General features: G+C 44.8%; 15 protein-coding genes and 1 pseudogene. 4 read left to right on the top strand and 12 right to left on the bottom strand.

What is annotated here, in order from left to right:
- Positions 1-176: 176 nt before the first annotated feature.
- Genes ABID29_RS04075 through ABID29_RS04060 form a run of 4 tightly spaced genes read right to left on the bottom strand, consistent with a single transcriptional unit; the run spans position 177 to position 3566 of the window.
- Positions 177-1010 carry a metal ABC transporter permease gene (locus ABID29_RS04075; RefSeq protein WP_354364580.1) on the bottom strand — a complete coding sequence of 278 codons (834 nt, stop codon included), beginning with the start codon at positions 1008-1010 and terminating at the stop codon, positions 177-179.
- On the bottom strand, positions 1003-1860 hold the full coding sequence (locus ABID29_RS04070; protein WP_354364578.1) for a metal ABC transporter permease: 858 nt from the start codon (positions 1858-1860) through the stop codon (positions 1003-1005). Before ABID29_RS04070 ends, ABID29_RS04075 begins: the two co-directional genes overlap by 8 nt.
- Positions 1861-1871: 11 nt before the next feature.
- Positions 1872-2618 carry a metal ABC transporter ATP-binding protein gene (locus tag ABID29_RS04065; protein WP_354364577.1) on the bottom strand — a complete coding sequence of 249 codons (747 nt, stop codon included), beginning with the start codon at positions 2616-2618 and terminating at the stop codon, positions 1872-1874.
- Positions 2619-2633: 15 nt separating this feature from the next.
- On the bottom strand, positions 2634-3566 hold the full coding sequence (locus ABID29_RS04060) for a metal ABC transporter solute-binding protein, Zn/Mn family (RefSeq protein WP_354364575.1): 933 nt from the start codon (positions 3564-3566) through the stop codon (positions 2634-2636).
- Between the two features lie 137 nt (positions 3567-3703).
- Between ABID29_RS04060 and ABID29_RS04055 the strand changes: the two genes are divergently transcribed.
- Positions 3704-4351: a metal-dependent transcriptional regulator gene (locus tag ABID29_RS04055; RefSeq protein ID WP_354364574.1), complete on the top strand. Its 648-nt coding sequence runs from the start codon at positions 3704-3706 to the stop codon at positions 4349-4351.
- An 84-nt stretch (positions 4352-4435) separates the two neighbouring features.
- On the opposite strand, the gene treC is transcribed toward ABID29_RS04055, so the two are convergent.
- Both treC and treP read right to left on the bottom strand, forming a co-directional pair.
- Positions 4436-6061, bottom strand: coding sequence for an alpha,alpha-phosphotrehalase (gene treC, locus ABID29_RS04050; protein WP_354364573.1), 1626 nt, complete (start codon positions 6059-6061; stop codon positions 4436-4438).
- A gap of 209 nt (positions 6062-6270) precedes the next feature.
- Positions 6271-7746, bottom strand: a pseudogene (gene treP / locus ABID29_RS04045) (PTS system trehalose-specific EIIBC component); the annotation flags it as partial.
- 194 nt (positions 7747-7940) lie between these two features.
- On the opposite strand from treP, the gene treR reads away from it, so the two are divergent.
- Entirely contained in the window at positions 7941-8654 is a 714-nt protein-coding gene (gene treR / locus ABID29_RS04040) for a trehalose operon repressor (RefSeq protein WP_354364572.1), read from the top strand.
- 10 nt (positions 8655-8664) lie between these two features.
- Positions 8665-9135, top strand: a complete 471-nt coding sequence (locus ABID29_RS04035; protein WP_354364570.1) for a GNAT family N-acetyltransferase — start codon at positions 8665-8667, stop codon at positions 9133-9135.
- A gap of 78 nt (positions 9136-9213) precedes the next feature.
- Here ABID29_RS04035 and glnA read toward each other — a convergent pair whose 3' ends face one another.
- The 6 genes from glnA to ABID29_RS04005 form a co-directional block, all read right to left on the bottom strand.
- The gene (glnA, locus tag ABID29_RS04030; RefSeq protein ID WP_354364568.1) at positions 9214-10563 is read right to left on the bottom strand and encodes a type I glutamate--ammonia ligase; all 1350 of its coding nucleotides are present in this window, start codon (positions 10561-10563) and stop codon (positions 9214-9216) included.
- 23 nt (positions 10564-10586) lie between these two features.
- A complete protein-coding gene (locus ABID29_RS04025; RefSeq protein WP_354364567.1) occupies positions 10587-10949 on the bottom strand; it encodes a MerR family transcriptional regulator in 363 nt (120 codons plus the stop codon).
- Between the two features lie 75 nt (positions 10950-11024).
- Positions 11025-11543 carry an FUSC family protein gene (locus tag ABID29_RS04020; protein ID WP_354364566.1) on the bottom strand — a complete coding sequence of 173 codons (519 nt, stop codon included), beginning with the start codon at positions 11541-11543 and terminating at the stop codon, positions 11025-11027.
- A gap of 184 nt (positions 11544-11727) precedes the next feature.
- The gene (locus tag ABID29_RS04015; protein WP_354364565.1) at positions 11728-12618 is read right to left on the bottom strand and encodes a C39 family peptidase; all 891 of its coding nucleotides are present in this window, start codon (positions 12616-12618) and stop codon (positions 11728-11730) included.
- Positions 12619-13449: 831 nt separating this feature from the next.
- Positions 13450-14316 carry a helix-turn-helix domain-containing protein gene (locus tag ABID29_RS04010; protein WP_354364564.1) on the bottom strand — a complete coding sequence of 289 codons (867 nt, stop codon included), beginning with the start codon at positions 14314-14316 and terminating at the stop codon, positions 13450-13452.
- A gap of 514 nt (positions 14317-14830) precedes the next feature.
- Positions 14831-16027: a phosphoglycerate kinase gene (locus ABID29_RS04005; RefSeq protein WP_354364563.1), complete on the bottom strand. Its 1197-nt coding sequence runs from the start codon at positions 16025-16027 to the stop codon at positions 14831-14833.
- A 250-nt stretch (positions 16028-16277) separates the two neighbouring features.
- Between ABID29_RS04005 and ABID29_RS04000 the strand changes: the two genes are divergently transcribed.
- The gene (locus ABID29_RS04000) at positions 16278-16988 is read left to right on the top strand and encodes an SDR family oxidoreductase (RefSeq protein WP_354364562.1); all 711 of its coding nucleotides are present in this window, start codon (positions 16278-16280) and stop codon (positions 16986-16988) included.
- Positions 16989-17202: the final 214 nt, after the last annotated feature.

Raw genomic sequence — 17202 nt, 5'->3', positions numbered from 1 at the left:
TAAGATTCTAGCCAGAGAAACACCAAGCAAGGTCATAATAGTCTGCTGAGGCTAGCTCCTCTCTTACTCCACCATCTCCTAGTCTGCCAAGTGTCGTCAAAGATAAAATCAGAATAACCAATTTTTTCTTACCCTTAAATAGTTTAGGCTCTTTCCCGTTTTTATAGCCTGACCAATTATATGTTCTGATCATCGATGCTTGTGGTCATCAAACACCCTACAAAAACCAGCAAACTCACGACGGCACAGGTCCCTGCTACTGTTAAATCTAGCGCTAAAGCAATCCCATAACCCAGAACGGCATTCAAGGTCGCAATCACTGCACTCAAAAGCAATAACTGATAAAAACGTTTGACCCAAATCAGGGCAGTCATCCCTGGAGCAACCATGAAGGCAATAACAGTAATTGAGCCGACCGCATCAAAGGAGACAACTGTCGTCAAGGACACCAAAACCAGAGTCAGCCCTTGCAAAAAACGCACCCTGACCCCTTGCAACCGTGCCTGACTAGGATCAAACAAGAGCAGTTTCAAAGGGCTATAGAAGACCGTGACAAAGAGCAAATTAACCACTAAGGCCAAAAGGGTCTTAACCAAGGCGACAGGCACAGAAATTCCCAAAAATGTCATCCTGTAAAAGGGAGCAAAAAGCACTTCTCCCATCAAAATCATATCCAAATCAAGATGAACGTTACGAGCAAACAGGGAAATCAATAAAACACCTAAGGCGAAAAAAGTCGAAAAGATCAGACCCGTCGCAGCATCCTGAGCCAAACGCTTCGACTGAATGGTCTCAATCAACAGAACCGTCAAGATGCCGAAAACCGCTGCACCAAGAACCAAGAGGGGCGAATCCAAGCTCTGGCTCATGAAAAATCCGAGGACGATTCCCAGCAAGACCGAATGCGACAAGGCATCCGCCAACATGGCTTGATTTTTCAAGACCAAAAGATTCCCCAAAAGACTGATCGAGAGAGCGACTCCAATCAAAATTGCTAGCACTTCAAGCATTTCCAAGTCCTCCCTTCAAAACCTCCCAGCACCACTTGAGTAAGGCCAGGAGCGCCATGATGACAATGATGCTCGGACCCGTGGACAAGCCAGGAATCAGGGAACTAACTATGCTTCCCATCAAGGCTGAAACACCCGCCAACAACGCTGAAATCCCCAAAGCCTTGGGGTAGGTCTTTCCCCAAAGAAGGCCAATGCTGGCTGGAGCAATCAAAAAAGCACTCATCAGCACAGCACCAACCACCTTAAGACCGACAGCAATCAGGGCAATCATCATCAGTCGCGTCAAGTGTTCTAGGCACTTTGAAGAAATACCTGATAGTTGCGCAAACACCGGATCAAATAAGTAAAGGCAAAACCGCTGGTAATAAAGCCCATAGACAAGCAGACAAACCAGTGAAACGCCCAAAATCAGATACACATCCGCTCGTTTGATAAAGGCCGCCTGCCCAAACAAGTAGGTTTGCAAACCAGCCTGAGCACTGTTGGCGAAATAAGCATTCCCTTGGACAAATTGCTTAAGGACCATCCCCAGACCGAAAAAGGAAGAGGATACCAAGGCCAGACTATTGGTCAAACTTTGCCTACGGTGCTTAGCCAGCCAGTAAACCAAATAATAGGACAAATAGCCTGAAACCATAGCACCGACCATCAATAGCATGGGTGCTTTAGTCTGAAATATCATAAAGGCAAAGACAATCCCAGGATAGGCGGCATGTCCCAACATATCCCCGATTAGACTCTGCTTGGTCAAAACCGTTAGAGTCCCTACCAAACTAGAGGCCACAGCCAAAATAAAGCTCCCAAAGGCGACCGTCAAAAAACTATAATCTCTAAGGAGTTCGAACATCTCCACCCTCCTTACTGGCCCAACCAGGGCGTCAACTGACTCGTATGATAGGTTATCTGGTAGTTTTCTTTGGTCAGCACGTCGCTCATAGGGCCTGCCGCCACGATCAGCTTATTGATCCAGACCAAGTAGTCAAAATACCTTTCCAAGGTGTGCAGGTCATGATGGACGACGATGGACGTTTTTCCTTGGGTCTGAAACTGCCTCAAGGTGTCCATGATAATATTCTCTGTCTTAACATCCACTCCCGCCAAGGGTTCGTCCATCAAGTAGAGCTCTGCCTCTTGAGCCAGTGCACGGGCGATAAAGACCCGTTGCCTCTGACCGCCCGAAAGTTGGTCTATCTGACGATCTTGCAAGTCTAACAAGGCCATTGTTTCCAAGGCTTGCTCAACGACTGCCTTGTCTCTAGGGCTCGGTTTTTTAAACCAACCCTTCATTTTAGCAAAGCGTCCCATCATGACAATATCGTAGACCCTGGCAGGAAACTGCCAGTTAACTGCATTGGCTTGTGGCACATAAGCCACCGACTGTTCAATCAAGCTTTCTAAATCACGATCCCGTCCCAACAAAGAAACGCTTCCCTGACTCTTTTCAAGGCCTAGAACCGCCTTAAAAAGGCTGGATTTCCCCGCACCATTTGGACCGACAATGGCACAACGGCTGCCCGCAGGAATCTCTAACGTAATATTGTCCAGAGCAGTAATTGCCCCGTAGCTAACATTTAAGTCTTTTACAGCGAGCGCCATTGTTTCCATCTTCTCTCCTTAAGCTTATTGCAAATGTTTCACAATCAAGGAAACATTGTGCTTGTACATGTCGATAAAGTTATCGCCGTCCTCTCCAAGAGGGGCCAATGAATCTGAGAACAGTTCCTTGCCTTCGCCTGTTACAACCTCAACCTTGCCACCTTTGGCTTCTACGGCTTCTTTTAATTTTTCCATCCGCTCAGGATTGGTGGTGCTTTCTGTAAAAATAGCCTTGACCTTATGGTTTACAATCAAATCAACGGTCTTCATCATGTCGCTATTGGCCACCTCTGAGTCTGTGCTGACCCCTTGCGGTGCCGCAATCTCAAAGTCATAGCTGGATGCAAAATAATTAAAGGCATCGTGAGGCGTGATCAAATAACGGCTCTCCTTAGCAATCTTGGACAACTCTTGCTGATTCCATGCGTCCAATTCATCCAATTGTGCTAGATAGTCTGTTTCGTTGGCCTTGATGGCATCAGCTGCATCTGGTAAAAGCTTTTGCAACTCCTCAGAAGCTACTTGAACAGCTTGTTGGTAAAGCTTGATGTTAAACCAAAAATGGGGATCCGTAATAATCTCGCCATCTTCATCCATGGTGTTCAAGTCTTCTTTAGAAAAATTCTTGGTGACCGCCACCCCAGTTTGTTCCAGAGCTTCGACCATCTTCCCTTCAAAGTGCAAACCATGGTATAGGACTAAATCTGCTTTTTTGAGTTTATCCAAGTCACTGGATTTCGCCGTATAGAGGTGAGGATCTTCACCAGCTGGGATGATTAATTCTGTGTTAACCTTGTCCCCCGCCAACTGCTTGACCATATCCTGTAAAAATGATGTCGTTACCGTTACGGTAGGTTTATCCCCAGAAGTCTCCTTAGACTCACTTGCCTTTCCACAAGCAAACAGAGTGACTGACAAGGCCAGTAATGCAACAAGTCCTGCTAATTTCTTAAACATAGCAATCTCCTTAATAGTTATTATTTTTAAAGTTAATCTCGATTAACTCAATAAATAATATAAATTAAAAAAACTTATTAGTCAAGTATTTTTAAAAAATTTGCTATAATTAAATAATAGACAAAGGAGAATTTGCCATGACCCCTAATAAAGAAGATTATCTCAAATGCCTTTATGAATTAAGCCTGACTTCCCAGAAAATTTCTAATAAGAAAATCGCAGAACTCATGGAAGTCTCTGCACCCGCTGTGACGGAAATGCTCAAAAAATTAGTCGCGGAAAACCTGATTAACAAGGATTCTCAACGCGGCTATCTCCTGACAGAAACAGGATTATTTTTGGTTGCTACTCTGTATCGAAAGCACCGTCTAATTGAAGTTTTTCTACTGGAACAACTGGGTTACACCATCGAACAGGTCCACGAGGAAGCAGAAATTCTAGAGCATACCGTATCTACCCTTTTCATCGAGCGGCTCGAAAAACTCTTGGATTACCCTAAGACCTGCCCCCATGGTGGAACCATTCCAGCTCAAGGTCAATTCCTTGTTGAAAGCCACCAACAAACGCTGGATACCATCGACCAACCCGGTGCCTACCAGCTTGTCCGCGTCCAAGATGATTACCAGCTTCTGCTCTATCTAGAACAGCACCAGGTCAAGGTCGGAGATCGCTTGGAACTCCTAGCCATCGATGTCTACGCAGGCACTTATAGCCTAGCAACTGAATCTACCACACTTCAGCTGACCATTCCCATCGCTCAAAAATTATACGTCGAAAAGGTCTAGGCTAGACTCCAGACGCTGTAGCACAACGGCCAAAAAAGAACCTAGTTCCTCGTCTTATGACTGAAGGTACTAGGTTCTTTTCGTTTAATCTTTTAAAATAGCCAAAGTCTGATAAGGCTCCAAGCTAATGGTCCGGTCAAGGGCTGTCACAGGGTAGTTGGACAGGAGGACCTCTCCAGTCGCAAAATCTCCCAGGTCAAGCTGGATCTTCTTGCCGTAGAAATTATTGAGCACCAACAGGGATTGCCCTTGGTAATGACGCTCAAAAGCATAGACCTCTGGGTGATCCTGATAGGCCGCCCGATAAGTTCCTTCCGCAACGAGCGGCATCTCCTTACGCAGGCGAATCAAGTCTTGATAGAAAGGGAAAACCTTGCCAGTCTTAGCTTCCGCGACATTGATTCTTGGATAGGATTTACCAGCTTTCAACCAAGACTTCCCAGTGCTAAAGCCTGCATTTTCCGTCCCATCCCACTGCATGGGGGTCCGTGAATTGTCCCGAGACTTGGTCTGGATAATCTTGAAGGCCTGCTCTGGGCTGTGCCCCTGCTCCAGTAAAAGCTCATAGTTGTTCAAACTTTCCACATCGACATAGTCTGCCATGCTGTCAAAATCAGGGTCTAGCATGCCGATTTCTTCGCCCATGTAGATATAAGGTGTCCCACGAGAAAGGTGAATGCTAGCCGCCAGCATCGTAGCCCCTTCTTCATGGAAATTCTCCACATCCACAAAGCGATTCAAAGCTCTCGGCTGGTCATGATTGTTCCAGAACAGGGCACTCCAACCATCGCCATCGCTCATTTCCTCGCCCCAGGTGTGGAAGAGCGTCTTCAACTCTTCAAAATCAAAGGCCTTGATGGTCCACTTCTGCCCATTTTCGTAGTCTACCTTGAGGTGATGGAAGTTGAAGACCATGTCGAGTTCCTGACGCCCAGGGTTTGAGTAGAGGATGCACTGGTCAATGGTGGTAAAGCTCATCTCTCCTACCGTCATCAGGGAGGGGGTTTGCCCGTAGGTCTGCTCTGCCATTTCCCTTAAATAATCATGGGTTATCGGTCTATCGGTGTAAGCAGGCTTCCCATCATGTTCCGGGCAATCCGCCAAAACAGCGTCCTTTCCGATGAGGTTAATCACATCAAAACGGAAACCCTCAACCCCTTTTTCTCGCCAAAAATTAACCACATCATAAAGCGCTTGGCGCACATTTGGATTACGCCAATTAAGGTCAGCTTGGGTCTTGTCAAACAGGTGGAGATAATACTTGCCCGTCTCTCCAAAAGGTGCCCAAGCATTGCCTCCAAATTTAGATACCCAATCCGTCGGTTCATCCCTCAGGATAAAAAACTCTTGGTAATAGGGGTCCCCAGCCAAGGCTTTTTGGAACCATTCATGCTCTGTCGAACAGTGGTTAAGCACCATATCCAGCATAAGGCCAATGCCATGTGACTTGGCCACAGCGACCAACTCCTCAAAATCTGCCATAGTTCCAAACATTGGATCAATAGCAACGTAATCGGAAATATCATAACCATTGTCCTTTTGAGGGCTTGGGTAAAAGGGATTGAGCCAAATCATATCAATCCCAAGCTCTGCCAGATAAGGCAGCCCTTCTATGATACCTCTTAGATCCCCCACACCATTTCCTGTTGTGTCCTTAAAGGACTTGGGATAAATCTGATAGACTACCTTCCGGTGCTTCTCGTTTACCATTTCTTACTCCATTTCTATTTATTCCTTTTAGCTAAAACACTCGCTGAGTCTGGTCTTCTCTATTAACACCACCCCAACAACCTGATCTAGCTCGGATAATTGCAACTAAAGGCATTCATTGTTTCTTCTCTTGGTAGAATGCGCCGTAAAAAAAGGAGAGACTGGACACTTAATCGTCCCAGCCCCCACCTGTTAGTCCTTTAACCTTTTTTCGCAAAAGCACCTGTTTTCTTGAAGGTGAAGGTCAAAGCAATTGGCACAACAATAGCAACTGCCATACAGAGGATAAACATACCCATTGACTGACCTTGGATGGCAAGGAAACCTGGCAAGCCACCAACACCGATCGCATTTGCTGTTACACCGAAGGTCGTTGACAAGAGACCTGCCACACCAGATCCGATGATGCCTGCAACAAATGGGTAAACGTACTTGAGGTTAACCCCAAAGAGGGCCGGCTCAGTCACGCCAAGGTAGGCAGAAATAGCTGCTGACATGGACAATTGTGCTTCTTTCTCACTCTTACGATTCATGAAGTAGTAAGCCAATACAGAAGAAGCCTGCGCAATGTTAGAAAGGGCAATCATTGGCCAGAGCATGGTGCCACCAGCATCCGCGATCAACTGGGTATCAATCGCATTTGACATGTGGTGCAGACCAGTGATCACCAGCGGTGCGTAAAGGGTGCCAAAGATAGCCCCAAACAACCAACGGAATGAACCTGTCAAACCAGCCAAGACTACCGTTGAAATGCCCTTACCGATTGTCCAACCTAGCGGGCCAAGGACTGTATGCGCCAAGATCAAAGCTGGTAAAAGCGACAAGAATGGCACAAAGATCATTGAGATCACTTCTGGGATACGTTTGCGCCAGAAGATTTCCAAGTGGGCTAGGGCCAAACCAGACAAGAGGGCTGGGATAACCTGCGCTTGGTAACCGATACGGTTAACAGTAAAGCCACCGAAGTTCCATACCCAGTTTTCAGCAATTTCAGCAGCCGAAGTGCCACCTACTGCATAAGCGTTAAGCAGCTGAGGTGATACCAAACAGATCCCCAAAACGATACCGAGAATTTGGCTGGTTCCTAACTTACGCGTCACAGACCAAGTAATTCCAACGGGTAGGTAATGGAAAATCGCTTCACCCGGCAACCAGAGGAAGTGGTTTACCCCATTCCAGAATGGTGATACCATCGTGATTGTGTTGTATTTAGCTGAACCGTCTGGCCAGAACTGCTTCACACCGTCAACGACTTGTTGGCCTAAAAATTCAAACCCAACGCCTTCTAGGATGTTACGGAAACCAAGGATCAAACCACCCACGATGATAGCAGGGATGATCGGAGTAAAGATCTCCGCCAAGAAAGCCACCGCCTGCTGCAGTTTGTTTTGGTTCTTGCTGGCTGCTGATTTCACCTGGTCCTTAGACACGCCTTCAACGCCTGAAACAGCTGCGAAGTCATTGTAGAAGGTAGCGACGTCATTTCCGATAATGGCCTGGAACTGGCCTGCGTTAGTGAAGGTTCCCTTTACTGAAGGAATCGCTTCGATCGCTGCTACATCTGCGATGCTCTCGTCATTTAACACAAACCGCATCCGTGTCGCACAGTGAGACACCGCTGCAATATTTTCTTTGCCTCCAACCGCTTTTAGCAGGTCTTTAGCATCTTGTTCAAATTTTGCCATTTGAATCTGCCAAGTCATCCTAAGATGACTTCCTCCCTTTTAATTTTAATTTGTACGAACAAATTTTTATAGTTTTATTGTAACCGATTCCGAAAAAGATTGCAAGACTTTTTGCTTAAAAAATGTCAAAAAAAGTTATTTTTGGTATAATAAAACTGTTTGTATGATAAATAACCTACTTATGAAAGAGAATTATGAAAAAATATCAAGAAATTTTCAATGATTTAAAAGAGAAGATAAAAAAAGAAGTCTACCCCCCCGACCGCCTTCTGCCAACGGAGCAAGAACTGCAAGAAATCTATGGTGTCAGCAGAGATACCGTGCGTAAGGCCTTGGCCCTCTTGACCGATACCGGTCTAATCCAAAAGATCCAGGGCCGTGGCTCACTGGTCATCAAGCAAGAGCAGGTCGATTTCCCTGTATCTGGCCTGACTTCCTACCAAGAGTTGGTCAGAACACACGGTTTACAGTCCCGTACCCAGGTAGTTTCCTTGGAGTTGATCACCATCGACAGCAACTTAGCTCTGCTGACAGGGTTTGAGCGCCATTCAAAAGCTTGGAAGGTTGTCCGTACAAGAAGTATCGATGACAAGGTTGCCGTCTTAGACACAGACTACCTAGCAGAGGAGTTGGTGCCTCAGTTGACTGAAGAGATTGCCCAAAAGTCAATTTACGCTTATTTAGAAGACCAGCTCCATCTGGACATTTCTTACGCCCAGAAAGAAATCACGGTGGAGCCGACCAATGCCACGGATAAAAACCTTATGCAGACCAAGGATGATTTCCTGGTACTGATCCGCTCGCGCGTCTATCTGAGCAACGCCCAACAATTCCAATACACCGAAAGCCGCCACAAGCTGGACAAATTTAAATTCGTAGAATTTGCCAGACGCAAACACAGCCTATAAGGAGACTCCTATGCCTATTCGTCCAGCGGCACAAGCCGACATTTCTGCTATCCTTAACCTGCTTGATCAGATTTTAAGGGTCCACTACCAGGCAAGGCCTGACCTTTTTGAAGGCCAAGGCACAAAGTTTACTGAGCAGGAGCTATTGGATCTGTTAAACCAAGCCGACAAGCCCGTTTTTGTCTATCAAGATGATCAGGGACATGTCTTGGGCCATCTTTTCCTTGAGGTTCGCACTCCCAGTCATCCTGTCCAAAAACCTGTCAAAAGTTGCTTCATTGAAGATCTCTGCGTTTCCGAACAGGCCCGTGGCTTAGGGATTGGTAAACAGCTCTATACCTTTGCCAAAGACTATGCCAAGTCCCAAAACTGTTACAACCTCACCCTCAACGTCTGGAACGCTAACCAGACAGCTACTGATTTTTACCGCAATCTTGGCCTAACTCCCCAACAAACACAAATGGAAGAAATCTTGGACTGAATGTGGTTGATTTCAGCGAAAACTGCTGATTCCTTAAGAGTAAAAAATGGACCCGTTGAGGCCCATTTTTTAAATAGATTAATAAAGATCTAGATAGTTATCAATCTCCCACTGAGAAACATAGGTAGCGTAGCTGGCCCATTCAATCTTTTTCGCTTCAACAAAGTTAGTGTAAATGTGTTCTCCAAGAGCCGCCCTAACCACTTCATCCTTACGGAGACCTTTAATAGCATTATGAAGGGTAGATGGCAAGTCAGTGATTCCAGCTGCCTTGCGCTCTTCCTCCGTCATGGCATAAATATTAGATTCAATAGGAGCAGGAGCTTCTAATTGATTTTCAATGCCGTTAAGGCCAACTTCCAAGAGCACCGCCATTGCCAAGTACGGATTAGCCGTCGGATCAACAGACCGCAATTCCAGACGAGTGCTCTGCCCACGTGAAGCAGGCACGCGTACCAACGGCGAGCGATTTCTACCTGCCCAAGCTACATAAACAGGGGCCTCAAATCCTGGCACCAAACGCTTATAAGAATTGACCGTTGGATTAGTCACCGCTGTATAAGCATAAGCGTGATTGATCAACCCAGCTAAAAACTGATAGGCAGTCCTTGATAAATCCATGCCACGCTGATCTTCAGGATCATAAAAAGCATTGTTGCCATCTTGGTCAAAAAGGGACATATTGCAGTGCATCCCTGAGCCAGCGATACCATATTTGGGCTTAGCCATAAAGGTAGCATATAAGCCATGCTTCCGAGCGATCGTTTTAACGACCAGTTTAAAAATCTGAATCTTGTCACAAGCGCTCAAGACATCATCGTACTTAAAGTCAATCTCATGCTGACCAACAGCACACTCATGGTGAGAAGCCTCTACTTCAAAGCCCATCTTGGTCAGTACGTTAACAATCTCACGACGGGTATTGTCCGCAAGGTCAGTCGGTGCTAGGTCAAAATAGCCCCCTTTATCGTTCACCTCAAGCGTCGGATTGCCGTCCTTGTCCATCTTGAAAAGGAAGAATTCTGGCTCAGGACCAAGGTTGAAAGAGCTAAAGCCCAGGTCTTCCATATGTCGAAGGGCCTTCTTGAGATTACCACGAGGGTCTCCAGCGAAAGGATGGCCTTCTGCGGTGTAAACATCGCAAATCAAACCACCGACACTACCATTTTCATCTCCCCAAGGAAAAACTGTCCAAGTGTCCAAGTCTGGGTACAGGTACATGTCCGATTCGTTGATACGTACAAAACCTTCGATGGAAGAACCATCAAACATGACCTTGTTGGTCAAGATTTTTTCAATCTGCTCTGGTGTTGCAGGAATTTCTACATTCTTTAAAGTCCCCAAAATATCCGTAAACATCAAACGGAGAAAGGTCACATTTTTCTCTTCGATTTCGCGACGAATGTCAGCTGCGGTGACTGTTGGCATTACATGCTCCTTTTTCAAATAGCTTAACGACCAAATCCACCAAAGGGAGTGGCCGAGGTTGTAAAACGACTTTGTTGGGAGATTTCCTTCTGGAGAAGTTGTCGCACTTCACTGTCTGACAGGGCTTGACGTTTCTTAGCAGCTCGTTCTTCCAATCGACGCTTGATTGCTGCAATATTGAGCCCTTCTGATAGATAGTCTTTTATCTCCAAGAGGTGGTCCATATCATTGAGCGAATACATGCGACGATTGCCCTCATTGCGTTCAGGGGAAATCAGCCCCTGATCTTCATAGTAGCGGATCTGCCTAGCGGTCAAATCGGTCAGTTTCATGACACTCCCTATCGGGAAAACCGACAGGTTACGACGTAGTTCCTTTTCCTTCACAATTAACTCCTCTCTGTCTATTATAAGCGGTAAAAAGATTTTCGTCAAGTATTCATGTTAGAAAATGTAACATTTCTACTTTTTTCTTAGGTTCTTGGAAAGATTTGTCAGATTCTTCCATTCGGAATTGATCAAAACAGCGATAAAAACGCCGATAAAGGTTTCTGCAACTCGAATTAAAGCGTACACCAAACGGTTTCCCGACGGCACGGATAAAGTGATGATGAGAAAGGCCGATACGCCACCGATCACTCCCGCCTTATTTTCCATAGCCACATTGGTTGAAATGGTCAACATGGTGAAGACAGGGACAAGAAAGAGCGTCAGCCAAAAACTTTCACCGACTGCCATTTCCAAGAGAAAGAAGACAAAGGCATAGGCGCCCCCAACAGCATTTCCATAGATTCTGGAGAATCCAAAATGCACACTGCTATCAAAATCTTCCCTCAGGCTAAAAACAGCTGACAAGGCTGCAATCTGCATCCCTTCCCAATCGAACACCTTAAAAAGCAAGAGTGTCAGAAATACAGCCAAACCTGATTTGATCACGCGCATCCCTGGTCTGAGTTGCCGCCAATCGATTTTTAATTTCATACTAGCCTCCTAGTATGCCTATTATATCATCTTACAAGACAAATGGAAACTCACGACAACACCTCTAAACGAAAAATGAAGACTAAAAGGAGGCCTCGTGACCTCCTTGATTGTTTAAAAAATTCTTTCAACTATAGACAGCAATCTGCCTAATCCTAAACGATTATAAGGTCACCTAGATCATTTACCAACCATAGTTTGGCTCAACGCAAGGAACCATGGCTCTTAATAACTCCTCAGGCGTAACGATTTTCAGGCCGCCATAGGTGGGGTCCTGGGCCGTATAGGACGGATCGATGTAGTAAATATGAGACACATCCTTTCCATCAGGGGTAGCCACATAGCCTATGCCAATCAAATTATGCTCACCAGATTTACCAGGATACATAACACTATTATCAATGGTATAGTACATCGGGTAGCCGTCCTTGATATTTTGCACCAGGCGTTCTTTAAAGAGTTTCATGTCCTGAGACTGGCTGGAAGCATCTGTCACCGTTGCCAAGCGGTAGCCCGCCTGATTACCTGTCGGCGTCTCGTAGCCGAAGAGGTGTTTGTTGAGAATGCGGATCGCATCAGCATTATGGGTCCCAAAGTCTTCATCGGTTCCCATTTCGCTAGCCAATTGTTCCTGGGACACCGATATCCCCCTAGAAGATAGCATCATGCTGACCGCTGTCGGTGCACAGGTATTCCAGGCCCTTTGAACCTGCTGGGTAACCTCCAAAAGATGCCTAGTCCCACCGCTAGGGTGCTTAGTCCCAGATACAAGAGCGGTATCAGGTGAACCTTCCGCAGGTTTATCTGGATTAATCAGCAATTTTTCCGCCACTTCATCTGGTATCGGAGGATTTTCGACAACCTTGTCAGCTGTTGAAACAGACTCATTTCCTTTCACTGTAGCTCCAGGAGAGGTAGCCTTCTCTGCCTCACTGCGCTGATCCTTCGTCATGTAGACGGAGCTCGTCTGATCACGATTTTCCCCAAGACTCGACTGATTCCATCGAATAACAAGTACCACACAAGTTAAAATACCCATCAGACCAATCAAGGCCAAACCTATTCGCTTTCCCATCAAAAACCTCACTGTTCCATAGCAGAGCTGAATAATCAACACCTCAGACCCTATTTTTAATAAGACCTAGAATCACTCAAATAACATAGCATATTCTATCAGAAATAACCTGACGCCCTAAAAAATAAGCAAGAAATAAGATAGTTAGAATACGTCTCTTATCATTGAAACCTACCTTCTGGAAGAATAAGTCAATCCCTCATCAAGCCTAGACCACCGTAAGAATAAGCAAACGAAAATACCTATTGCAAGGTTAGCTGATTTTCATGGATAATACAATCCTACCGCCAAAACCCTTATAGCCAAAATAACGTTATAAAATAGAGAAAGATTACAATCAACAGGCTATAAAGCCAAAAGCTATGCTTTCCCTTTTGATAGGATGTCCGCATGATTACAAATGGGCTAAGTGTCAAAAACACTCGAACAGCAGTCTTGACCGAAGGCCCTTCTCCATAGATGGCCAAAACGGCTAATAGCATAACACCTACGCCAAAATAGAGAATAGACAGTCCCCTTTTCATCTGCAAACCTCCTACAAATGGTCCAATGAGCTAAATGTAAAAGCAAAAATCCGTCACTCGCTAGGTTATATAAGAGCTTTATGATTAGACTTAACACTTGGAAATATAGAAATAACCAGGGCTTCAATTCTCTAAAAGATTTCGTTGTAACCCCTTTCATATTTCGTTCAAAGTATATCATGAAATATTTTTAAAATCAAGAAATTATGTGCTTTTTTTATTTTTTTATTAAAATATCACAATACGTATTTAAAGCAAGTAAAAAATCTCATTTCCTGTATATTTTGAGAAATGAGATTTTTTTAGTCTAGTCGAAAGCCGACTTAAGATAGTGCTGGAGTGATAATATCATCTTGTCGTTCTTCTCTAATTTGTAAAGGAAATATGCAGTCTCAAAATAGTCTTTTACGACATGCTTCTCAGCAAACTCCTCCGTAAGATTCCCCAACATGCAGTAAAGATCAGCTAAGCAGTAATTCGTGTGGTGAGCATTACAGTATTCAATCGTCTCTGTTATATGCCTAATCGCTCCTTCTATATCCTTTATTTGCCATAAATAACGGCCTATATTATAGTTTAATTTGATAAACAAATCCTGCTCTTCCAATGTATTTAGTTTTAGTTCACCCAATCGATTAACCAATCCTTGCTTGATCTCTGCCATCCTCTCAAGATTTTGTTGTTCACTATAAAAGTTAAAAAGAGTATTGACCATACACATATAGTGTAAATCTATTTTCTTCGAGTTACTAAGTTGCTTTTCTAAGATTTCCGTTGCTTCAGCCTGGCGATTTTCACAGTAGAAAGCAACTAAAAGGCCAAGCCAATCTAAATAATGTTTGTCGTTTAAAGACAGACGATGACTCTTACCAATCTCTGTATGATATAGATATTGCAAAGATATATAATCTCTTTTAGCTAGTAAGTCTTTACATATCTTTTTAAATTCTTTGAGATCACTGACCTCAAAGTCTATCTTTTCATCAAAAAAATATTCCATGGGAACTCTCAGTTTACGTGAGAGCTTAAAAATCAATTCCGCTCCCGGCATGTAACCACCACTCTCAAGACGACTAATTTGGGCCTGTTTACAGATACCTTCAGCAACCTCCTTTTGTGATAATCCAAGTTCCTTCCGTCGCTGCTTTAAACGTGATGCTAATAGGCTAGGCATCTTTCTCTCCTTATCGGTATTTACTTTAGTTTATCATTAACCTAAGATACAATCAACTCCAAGCTGTATCTTTTCGCACAGAAAAAGACGCTCCAACAGCGTCTTTTTCTAGCCTTCTTCTAGACTTGCGCAGTAGCTGATTGGCAGTTCACTTCGTTTCACTCGCGACCAACCTAATCAGCCTTGCGGGGGTGCGTCAACGACATCAGAGATGTCTGACTTACCGCCTACTTCTCTGTAAGAGCTGAAAGTCCCGGTAATACTTTGCCTTTATCTCCCCTGATGTTCTAACCTCACTTCGTTTCAAAGAACATCTAGGTGTGCATCAGAAAAACCTTGGTTCCCCAAGGTTTTTTGGTGCAAGATTATTTTTCAGTCAGAGCTGAAAGTCCTGGTAATACTTTACCTTTACCTACCCTGATGTTCTAACCTCACTCCGTATCGGAGAACATCTAGGGATGGCACTAGAAAAGAGCTGTTTACACAGCTCTTTTCGTCGCGAATATGTGGTTGCTTATTTTTCAGTCAATGCTGACAAACCTGGAAGAACTTTACCTTCCAAAAGCTCCATTGAGGCACCGCCGCCAGTTGAGATCCATGAGAACTTGTCTGCACGGCCAAGGTTGATGGCTGCTGCTGCTGAGTCACCACCACCGATGATGGATTTGACTTCTGGTTGCTTCACGATAGCGTCCATGACACCGATGGTACCCGCTTGGAAGTCTGGATTTTCAAAGACACCCATAGGACCGTTCCAAACGACTGTTTTCGCACCTTCAAGCTCCGCTTCAAACTTCGCGATAGACTTAGGACCGATGTCAAGTCCAAGGAAACCTTCAGAAACAGCTTCGCCTTCTGTATCACGAACAGTGTCGTAACCTGCAAAAGCGTTAGCTTCTTTTGAGTCAACTGGCAAGATGAGTTTGCCGTTGGCTTTTTCAAGGAGCGCTTTGGCGATATCAAGTTTGTCTTCTTCAACCAAAGAGTTACCGATTTCGATACCTTGTGCCTTGTAGAAGGTGTAAGTCATACCGCCACCAATAAGGACCTTGTCTGCTTTTTCCAGCAAGTTTTCAATCACACCGATCTTGTCAGATACTTTTGAACCACCAAGGATTGCGACAAATGGACGAACTGGGCTTTCAACCGCTTCTTGGATGTAGGCAATTTCGTTTTCCAAAAGGAAACCAGCAACAGCTTTTTCAACGTTAGCAGAGATACCAACGTTTGACGCGTGGGCACGGTGAGCAGTACCAAAAGCATCGTTTACAAAGATACCATCGCCAAGGGATGCCCAGTATTGACCAAGTTCAGGGTCATTTTTAGACTCTTTCTTGCCATCAACATCTTCAAAACGAGTATTTTCGACCAAGAGAACTTGACCATCTTCCAAAGCGTTGATAGCCGCTTCCAAGGCTCCACCACGAGTAGCGCCCGGGAAGATAACCTCTTGACCCAGTTTTTCACCAAGTGCCTTAGCAACCGGTGCCAATGATTTGCCTTCTTTGTCCGCTTCTTCTTTGACACGACCAAGGTGAGAGAAGAGGATGGCACGTCCACCTTGCTCAAGGATATACTTGATAGTTGGAAGAGCAGCGGTGATACGGTTGTCGTTAGTAATCACGCCGTCTTTCAAAGGCACGTTGAAGTCCACACGAACGAGGACTTTTTTGCCTTTAAGCTCAACGTCTTTAACAGTCAATTTAGCCATTTGGATAAACTCCTTAAAAATTTTTTCTACAAACTCATTATATCACAATTTCTAGCTTTTTCCTAAAAAGCTTGTCGTTTTCATCAATTTTTCGTAACCCCTCTTCCGACTGTCTTTTTGAGAAGCCACTAGGCGTTCTACCATTCTTCTGCAAAACGGAGTATTGTCCGATCCCTTTAATACTAGTGCTACAGTAGATGACGATCCGATTCTTTTTTGCTATACTGGTTGCAAACGAATGGAGGTTTTTATGAACTTTACAGGGAAAATTGCCATCATCACCGGCGGAGCCCAAGGGATTGGTGCTGAACTAGCCAAACAATTTCGCGAAGCTGGAGCCACTGTTTACACGATTGACCGCAACCAGCCAGCGGACTTTATCGGGGACTTAGCCAAGCAAGACGACCTTGAACGCTTTGCTGATTTCGTTTTGTCTCGCCATCAGGGGATCAACATCATGATTCATAATGCCGCTCCTTTGATGAAAGGTCTAGCTGATGCTTCTTATGACGATTTCAACTACGCCCTACAGGTAGGTGTCACAGCTCCCTTTTACCTGACCAAGCTCTTTACTCAGCACCTTAATCCAGGAGCTAGTATTCTCATGATGTCTTCTAGTCGTGATCGAATGAGTCAGGCCCAGACAGAGTCCTACACGGCCGCCAAGGGCGCAATAGCTGCGCTGACACACGCTTTGGCGGTCAGTTTGGCAGGCATGGCTCGGGTCAATAGTATCTCGCCCGGTTGGATCGACACCAGTCACAACGCCTTTACACCAGCAGACCACCAACAGCACCCTGCAGGTCGCATCGGTCGCCCTGAAGATATTGCTCACATGGCTCTCTTTCTGGCCTCAGACAAGGCCAGCTTCATTACCGGTGAAAATATTACGATTGACGGTGGCATGACGAAACTGATGATCTACCATGATGAACAAGGTTGGCGTTACAGGGGGAATTAATAGTCACAGAAAATCAATCTAGCCTAGGAAACAAAGCTGATGATAGAACTGGCATTCATCGAAGCGAGTTGACAACTGCTATCTTTGATTTTGAAAAAGAGTATCAGGTGATACAGTTAAAAGAGGCCGGGCAAAAACTAGTTTCAAAATAAAACCACGCAGTGATTTCTGTCTTGAAAACAATCAAGATGAAAGAATCACTGTGTGGTTTTTG

The organism is Streptococcus rupicaprae (assembly GCF_040545225.1).
GTDB lineage: Bacteria > Bacillota > Bacilli > Lactobacillales > Streptococcaceae > Streptococcus > Streptococcus rupicaprae.
This window is presented reverse-complemented; position numbering and strand designations above follow the sequence as displayed.